Genomic DNA, 8,152 nt, shown 5'->3' with positions numbered 1-8,152 from the left:
GTATTGCCGTTCCGTTTCGTCATGATGGCTCCTTAATCTCAAGAGGGGGAGCCTCCGGCAATCCCGGCGCGGTTCAAACAGCATCACGCGCGATGTTTGGCTCGTTCGAGATGCCGTTTGGGAGCGGCGACAGGAAATCCTCAGCAAATATAAACGCATTCACATACCCGAGGACCTTCCGCACTCAAGCTGGATGGCGTAACGCTAAGATGTCTCTTTCCGCTTCGGCTTCTGGTGAGCCGCTTGGCTTGGCGTCATATTCTGCATCAGCTGATGCCGCTCGCGCGAGCCGCTCAAAACATGCTTGCCGATAGTATTAGCGGCAATTAGCATCTGCCGCCGAGCGCAATTGTTGAGCCGAAAGAGGGCGGCGCTGAACATGTCTTGGGAGCACATTTTGATCCCCCGCCGTATGGCGAGAAATGCTGGGGGCAACTTCGTGTTGGCGAGCGGATCCACCGCGATACATCTCTCGCGCAAGACCAAAAACAATTATCAAACCTCGTTTCCGGGAACGGCCCTGAGATTTAACCTAAACCTGAATCAGATTGATGATGCGAAGGCGAAGCTAGATCAATTCAGACGGGAGGGATACGAAATCGCGAAGAAAATCACGGGGTCGGGCAATAGACCGCCGTCAGCAATGTCGGTACTACTTCGACGCGACTATACTTAGCTTCGCAACATGTGGATTTCAGCAATATTAGGGCGTTAAGAGGCATCTCGTTTAACACCATGGCATGCGGCTCAGCCTACACACACAGACCGCTCAGTCTGCCGACCGTTGCACTACAAGGCGTCATTGTTCGCAATTTTGCTTTGTCCAACGTCACGCCCCTGCCAGCCGGAGCGTGACAATACGCGGGACTGTAACTAGTAGAGTTTATTGATCATCGCTACTCGCTGGGACGCTTCGACGAAGGTTCCCGTAATCGAAGCAGTCCTAGCCCGCCCCATACCAGCAGGGCCATTGCCATCGCGTAACTGACTAAAGGCCAAGCGGCGTCACCGTTCAACAGCGTCACCGCCAGCGTGCCCGCAATGCTCACGATCAGGCTCTGAATGCAGAAGTAGATCGCGACAGCCGAGCCTGCGATCGCGTCGAAGTCCGCCAACGCACCGTTGGCGGTGACCGAAACGGTGAACACGATGCCCACGGCCATCACCCACATCGGCAGGATGAAAGTGAGAAACGAGGGCGAGGCATGGGTTTCCCCGGCGGCAAGGAGTACCGCGCCACAGACGAGCAGAAGCATACCGCGTGCCACACAGCCCGCCACGCCCCAGCGGCCGGCGCAGGCTTTCGCGAAGCGGGTCGTCGCGATCATGACCAGGGCCACGGTCGCAAAGGCCAGACTGAACCAGAATTCGGTGTAGCCCGCCCGGCCGATCAGCACGCGCGGGGCCGTCGAGAAGAAGACGAAGAACGATCCCATGGCCGCACTGAAGCCGAGGGTATAGACCCAAAACGGGAGGCTCGCGAAGATCGGCAGAACCGAGGGGTAGGGCCCTGTGCCACTCGCCGGGCGCGTCTCATGCCAGCGGAGGCTGGCATTGGCAACGGCAAGCGCCGCAAGAGCAGCAAGCGTGACGAAGATCGTCCGCCAGCCGAAGCTTTCCGCGATCAGGGCGCCCGCGACCGGGCCGATGGCCGAGACGAAGGCCAGCATCGAGCTGAACAGCCCGTAGATGACGGCGTTTTCCGGACGGTTGCCGTAGACGTCGCGCACGGTGGCGAAGGTAGCGACGAGTGCGGCCGAGGCGCCGAAGGCTTGGAGCAAGCGGAAGGCCAGGAAGGCCTCAGCCGTGGGGGACCAAGCTGCGCCGAGGGAGGCCACAGCGAACAGCACGCCGCCCGTGAGCAGTATCGGCCTCCGCCCGATGCGATCGGAGAGCGGGCCGAAAACCACTTGCCCCACGCCGACCATCACCATGTAAAGGCTCAGTGCGAGCTGGATCATAGAGGGCGTCGTGTTCAGGATGCCCGGCATCGCAGGCACGACAGGAAGGAAAATGTCCATCGCCAGGGAGGCGAGGATGTCGAAGGGCGCCATCAGCAGCAAGGCTGCCGGCAGCGTGTAAGTCCACGCATGTCGTGGGGAAGTCATGACGAAACATCCGCTTGAATGAAGAACAAAGCGGCGTTCGCCAGAGCATCGAACGGTTTGGCTCTATGGAACGCCGCAACAACGAAGACCGTTGCTGCGGCTTACTTGTCTGCAGACTTGCCGTCTCCCATGACGTGCCCCGTTTGAACCGAATTGGCGGTTCGAATTATTCTATTTTGTCCGCCCAGTCGAGGGGCGAAGGAACGGAAAAGGCTGATGACGATCAACATTCGGGAGGCAAGAGATGGCGACGCCGGGCAGATGGCGCCCATCCTCAACGAAATAATCGCCATCGGCGGACTGACGGCGCATACAACCCCTTTCGATGAGAAGCGCATACGGCGTGAGTTCATCCATCCCACGCGCCATATCTCCTGCTTTGTGGCGCTGGAGGGCGCGCAGTTGCGAGGCTTCCAGGCGCTCGAATGGTCGGACCCGGAGTGGCCAGGCGAAGATCGACTGCCCGCGGACTGGGCCTTCATTTCGACCTTCGTGCAGCCCGGACATCACCGCCGCGGAATCGGCAGGGCCCTGTTTGAGAAGACGGTCGCCGCGGCCGAGGCCGCCGGGGTGATCTTCATCGACGCCACGATAAGACTCGAGAATACCCGCGCGAATGCCTACTATAGCAGCCTCGGCTTCGAGGAATACAGGCGCAGCGCGCATGCCGTGTCGAAGCGCTTCGCGCCGAGGCGCGGGTAAAGCGGAGGAAAGGCTGGAGCGAATCCTTGTATACGGACTCGCATCGAATCCTTATTACTTAACTGCTCCACAAGGATAGACTTAAACAATGAGTCCCTACGGTCGGGAACAATCCCGCTAGCGGTCGGACATTTTTCGGAAGTGCGAGGCTGATCGGAGCCCCTCACACAAACGCTCGAGCTCCTGCCGTTCGAGGAATCGCCGGCACGAAAGGAGCGATGCAAGCCGTTCGACTGTCTGCCCATGCTCCCGAACGATCTCGCGAGCTTCCCCGTATGCGCTCTCGAGCCGCCGGTTGACCCGTTCAGCGATGTCGCGTCGATAGACGAGAGCCGCCTCGTGTTTCCCACTGTTGAGATGAAGGAGCGGCTTGTCGGCACCAAAGCCGAACGCCGTTTCCATGTTGAGGGCGAGCTGTGTGGCGGCAGCCAGATCGCTTCGGTGATCGCCTCCGGAGCCAGCCGAACATGAGCCGAGGATCACCTCTTCGGCTGCGCGTCCAGCCAGGTGTGCAACCAGCCTCGCATTCAGATGCTCTTCGGTTTCCTCCGCGGGCGTTTCCTCATAGACGACCATGCCTCCATCCGGAGCGTCGATCGTCACGAGGACGATCTCGCCCAGTCCGAGCACCATTCCGGCAACGGCGTGGCCTGCTTCGTGCACGGCTGCCCGCCAGCGCAGGTTTTCCGGCAAAGGAGGCTTCAGGGATCCCAGCCGGCGCGTGAGGTCGTCCCATGAGAGCGGACGTCGCTCCCGCCGGGCGACCTGGCGAGCTTCACGAACCAGCCGCTCGATGTCGGCTCCGCTCAGTCCCGATGCCCTGCGAGCCAACGCGCGGAGAATAGTTTCTGCGCCCTGATCACCAGTCAGTTCCACGGCCGGTATCCTTTTGAAGCGCTTTCGGGATCAGCGGGGGTGCCGAGCCGGTACCAACGGCTCACCGTCCGCGCCCACGACCCGTCCGTTGTCAACAGGACAAGGTCCGAAGTGATGATGGGGCGGCCAATGCCCGGAAGCAGCGGATGTCCGAAAGAAAGCCCCACCAGGCACGAGGCCGGTCGCTGGACGAGCTGCCAGCGTTCGAGGCAGGGCGGCGCCTCTCCAGCCAACTCTTCGACCGTAGCTCCCTCGCGGAGCCGATCCATGTCGGCGACCAGCCTCGACAGCCGTTGATGCTCGACTTCGAACAGCTCGTTGCCGGCAATGCGACCCTGTTCAAACGTCACCATGCAAATCCTCACTCGTGGTGCTTGTTGATTGTCTGACGCCTCTGCTTGGTCGCCGACGCGATGGGTTGGCGTCCTTGCTCGCGGCTGCCGACGTGCGGTTTCTGGAGTGAACGGCAGACCCGGTGGCTTCTCCGCCCGCATCCGGACCTGCCTGTGTCAGGTCGGCTTGCCAGGGACCGGCGGACTCGAATGCTTCCGTCACCTCGGCCGGCGCGCTTGCCCGGACGGATTCGAGGTCGTCCTTCAGGTGGAAGCGCAGGATTCCCATCAGCGCCGGGATGTCCGGCATTGGCAGCCTGATGTGCCGCTCGAGCCGGCCGGAGCGCAGCAGCGCTGGGTCGATCATCTCGGGGTGGTTGGTGGCGGCAACGACGATCACGCCCGTCGAGCGGACCGCACCGTCCAGCAGCTCCAGTGCCTTGTTGATGATGGCATTGGTGTAGTCGGCATGCTCGCCTCGCTGCCGCCTTGTCCCGATGCCGTCGATCTCGTCGATCAAGAGAATCGACGGCTTCAAGGATTCGGCTTCCGCGAAGGCAGCGCTCATCCTTTTCAGCACATCGCCGAGATGTCCGGGCTCAAGCCAGGTCGAGACGGATGTGGCGATGAGTGGAACCTGAAGCGAGTTGCACAGTGCCCGGGCAAACGACGTCTTGCCTGTCCCGGGAGGTCCCGAGAGGAGCAGCCTGGTGGACATTTCCTCCCAAGGGAGTTGGCTGGCACGCCACAGTTCAAGGTCGCCCTGCAGGGACCTTGCCCATTCCGCTGCTTCGCCGAGGCCGGGCATGGTCTCGACGCGCAGGACGAAACGGTCGCTTTCATCCCCCTTCGGCCTCACCGGCTGGATGATCTCATTTCCGGAACCAGGGGCGCGGCGGCGGGGCTCCTTGCTGCCGTATGGCGACCACCTTCGCGAATCCTTCGACGACGATGTCTCGCTACAGTGAAACCCTGTCCCTCTGGCGGCCGCGATGCGCTCGAGGGCATGAACCGCCTCCGCAGGTGCAACGGCCGGCCGGATCGCAAGGGCGAGATCGGAGAGCGTCAGCCGGGCACAGGATTCGTCCGGAAGGTCCCGACTGGGCGCCTCACCAAGCACGGCCTCGATCACCCATCTGACGAGTCTTGCGTCGAGCTGCCCAGTGATAAGGGACAGCTGCGCAGTATGCGTGAGCCGCTCCGGCAGGAAATTCTTGTTCTCCGCAATGCCGAGGATTGGATACGGCAGCAGTGCTATGCGCCCCAATGCGCGTTCGGTCGCCTCGATCTCGTCGGGGTCGACGTAGCTTCCGCAGAATGCAATCACCCGCCGACGCGATGCGCCCTGATCTGGGAACCGGACGACCCTGTCGACGAACTCAGAGCCACTCGCGACTGCGACCCGCCCGGGCAGGACGTCTCCCCTGGCGAGCAGATCGAGGAAACAGGCCTCGAATCCTGCAACCTGACCGACAACGGTGATCACGGGACGCGGGCTTCGCAGGACGGATAGCAAGTCGTCGAGCGAAACCCTGCTTTCTTCGGCCGCCCTGGCGACGAGGAGCAACGTCGCCACCTCGGCCGCGTCCGGGCGATCGGCAGCCCGCCGCACTTCCTGGAGAATTGCCTTGGTCAGGGCGCGAATGCGAGCCTTGGCTTGGCGTCCGTTTCGCCCGCAGGTTCCACCACTCCCCGTACCCGGCATGTTGCTGATGCTTCCGTACCGCCTGCCGCGCTCGCCCTCCGTGATGAAATCGGGTCCGCGATCGTAGCTCGAAGCACTCGGGAAGTGGGCGGAGTGCGGCCTCGGACGAGACCGAATCCTCGCCAGCGCCGCGGCGATCTGATCCGGCGGTCTATCGAGCATTGAAGGATGGACGACGAATGCCCGAACCAGGACGCCGTCGACATCCTGGATACCTGCGATCAGCAGGTCTTCCTCGACCGCGCAATGGAGCGCCTGGCTTTCCAGCCTGTGCCGGAGCCGGCGCAGCAGATAATCGGCCAGCCGAGTGCTCACGAGCGAATCCTCTTGCCGAACTTGGGAAGAAGCGGCTGATCGATAAGGCCATTCCTGGAGAGGAGGTCAGCCACCATGATGCAGGCAGGGTCGCCAGCATGGACGTGGAGCATCAGCAGCTCGACGACCACGGTAGGCAACGCTGCTTGTTGCGCCATTGCAATCCTCGCGTAGTGCATGACCACGCCGACCACGATGGCCGGATCATGCAGCCTGCTCGGAGGGCAGTCGCACGAGGCGACGAGTCCTGCATTCGTCAGCGCAGCGCATGACGGCCGGTGTCCGAGCGCCTCGAGCAGCTCTCTGGAACCGACGCGGAATCCCTCGACAGAGGGCCATGTGGCGGTAGTTCCCCCACTGGCAAGGGGCGATGGGGGGCGCAGGGTGGCCACTGGGGCCGCGGTCGATGATCGCTCTACAGCCTCCCGTTGCCGCGTCGTCTCAGCGGGAGAGGCGGTTCGATTCCTTGAAAGAGTGTCCGGAACCTTTGTGGCAGGTGGTCTGCGGCGTGGCTTCTTCATGGATGCAGGACTCCCATCCCACCACGCGGTCGTGGCAGGCATCGGTTTCGTCAGGGTGATGATTGGTCGACCGAGGGAAGCGTCCGAAAGGACTCGCGCCGCCCGGTCAGGCCCCTAGTGCAGGTTCGGCCGTTTGGCGTAGCCGAACCGGACCGGTCTCACCGTTGCCGAGTGCGGCGGTCCGATCTCGGACGGATGCGTCGTTCCAGCCTGCACTCCGTTGTGCTCGGCAGAGAAGTCAGGCGCATTGCTGCCATCGCCGAAAACAAGTCCTCGGCAACGGGCACTCAGCTCCATCTGGACCTTCTCCGCGAACAGCGCTCGTGCCCGTGTGATGGATTCGAGCACGCCTTCCATGCCGAGAAGCTCGTCGATCTCGGAAAGCGGAAATATGCCATGATCGTGGTCAGAGACCTCGTCGGCCCCATCGATGATGGCGGTTTCCACCTCGACGAGGACTGGTCCCTGTCGTTCTGCAACCCATTCCGAGGCGATCGACGCCACCGCCAGCATTCGGAAGCGGAGCCGCTCTATCTCCCGCGGACGGTAGGAAGTGAGGCTGCGCTTGATATCGAGCATGAGCCCGGTGTGCTTTACCTCGTCTACGATGAAGAGGTCCGGCCTGTAAGCCTCGGTGGAATGGACGCGGGAAGGAAACCTGATCCCCCTGGCTACATGCCCGGGAGTCCTCTTGAGCATCTCCACCGCGGCCGGAACGATCGGCATCGGCCTTGGCGGAAGCAGACTCAATGAAGGATTCTCGTCGACTGCATCGGCGATGGCCAGTTCGAGCAGCCGACCCTCCTGCATCACGCAGGAACGAAAGAAGCCGAACAGTGGAGCGTATTCTCCGAACGTCGGATCGTCCCGTACCGCGCCGGCCTTGGCCGTCTCGATCATCTGCGAAACCAGCTGCTCCGTTCCTTCGTCTCGTGATGATCGGCCTCGCCGTCGGAGGCCCCCGCATGGATGACCGGAGAAGTCGCCGTGCGACCTGACTCCTCTCGGCAGATTGGCGTCGATAAGTCGCCGGGCGCCTTCCGTCCGGCGGGGATGTTGTCTAACAGTTGCCATAGCCCGGAAACCTCCATTAAGGCGTTCGGGTCAGGCCTTCGTCAGATGTGCCAGCACCCGGCGAAGGCCGATCTCGTCAGCGCCCCGTTGGGCGTCGCAAACCGATCGGGATCCGCGAAAGATCTCAAGCCGGTAAGCTCGGATATGGTTAATTCTGGTGTCTGTGCAGTGACCGGATTGGCCAACGGTTGATGGGCTGAGTTCGTGTCGGGCAGGTTACGCAGCGTCCGAACCTTTGATCGTCAATCTTGGAATGCCTCAGCTACGACGGCTATGGCTCGCGAGAGTTGACAGTCGGCTCCTTCATTTAGCTCTGCTCGCTACGATTGTCCGAGCGTCTATTGCATTTGGAGGAATGTTCGGAGCCGTGAACATGACCACGACCAAGGATGTGGAGGAGTAGGGTTGCAGAATGGGTTGACCTCCGTAAAGAGAAGTCTGACTGAGGTGGTCCCGGTTTCCGAGACAGGGGCATAAGGTGGATCTTCCGATGAAAAGGACGATCCAGCATGAAGACAC

7 protein-coding genes are annotated in these 8,152 nt (G+C 61.9%); 1 reads left to right on the top strand and 6 read right to left on the bottom strand.

The window, feature by feature from the left end; all coding sequences use genetic code 11:
• Positions 1–896: 896 nt before the first annotated feature.
• Positions 897–2,108, bottom strand: a complete 1,212-nt coding sequence (cml, locus tag NYR54_RS18915) for a CmlA/FloR family chloramphenicol efflux MFS transporter (RefSeq protein WP_261517253.1) — start codon at positions 2,106–2,108, stop codon at positions 897–899.
• A gap of 216 nt (positions 2,109–2,324) precedes the next feature.
• On the opposite strand from cml, the gene NYR54_RS18910 reads away from it, so the two are divergent.
• Complete coding sequence (locus NYR54_RS18910; RefSeq protein ID WP_261517252.1) at positions 2,325–2,810, top strand: GNAT family N-acetyltransferase; 486 nt, start codon at positions 2,325–2,327, stop codon at positions 2,808–2,810.
• A 117-nt stretch (positions 2,811–2,927) separates the two neighbouring features.
• Here NYR54_RS18910 and NYR54_RS18905 read toward each other — a convergent pair whose 3' ends face one another.
• The 5 genes from NYR54_RS18905 to NYR54_RS18885 form a co-directional block, all read right to left on the bottom strand.
• Complete coding sequence (locus tag NYR54_RS18905; RefSeq protein WP_261517251.1) at positions 2,928–3,686, bottom strand: ATP-dependent metallopeptidase FtsH/Yme1/Tma family protein; 759 nt, start codon at positions 3,684–3,686, stop codon at positions 2,928–2,930.
• The gene (locus NYR54_RS18900; RefSeq protein WP_261517250.1) at positions 3,677–4,039 is read right to left on the bottom strand and encodes a DUF6634 family protein; all 363 of its coding nucleotides are present in this window, start codon (positions 4,037–4,039) and stop codon (positions 3,677–3,679) included. The genes NYR54_RS18905 and NYR54_RS18900 overlap by 10 nt, the downstream gene beginning before the upstream one ends.
• Entirely contained in the window at positions 4,026–6,038 is a 2,013-nt protein-coding gene (locus NYR54_RS19325; RefSeq protein ID WP_261517249.1) for an AAA family ATPase, read from the bottom strand. The genes NYR54_RS18900 and NYR54_RS19325 overlap by 14 nt, the downstream gene beginning before the upstream one ends.
• Entirely contained in the window at positions 6,035–6,196 is a 162-nt protein-coding gene (locus NYR54_RS18890) for a hypothetical protein (RefSeq protein ID WP_156936675.1), read from the bottom strand. The genes NYR54_RS19325 and NYR54_RS18890 overlap by 4 nt, the downstream gene beginning before the upstream one ends.
• A 477-nt stretch (positions 6,197–6,673) precedes the next feature.
• Positions 6,674–7,459 carry a hypothetical protein gene (locus NYR54_RS18885; RefSeq protein ID WP_261517248.1) on the bottom strand — a complete coding sequence of 262 codons (786 nt, stop codon included), beginning with the start codon at positions 7,457–7,459 and terminating at the stop codon, positions 6,674–6,676.
• Between the last annotated feature and the right edge of the window lie 693 nt (positions 7,460–8,152).

The organism is Chelativorans petroleitrophicus (assembly GCF_025398195.1).
GTDB lineage: Bacteria > Pseudomonadota > Alphaproteobacteria > Rhizobiales > Rhizobiaceae > Chelativorans > Chelativorans petroleitrophicus.
Note: the sequence above shows the minus strand (reverse complement) of the source record. Positions and strands in the feature narration are given on the sequence as shown.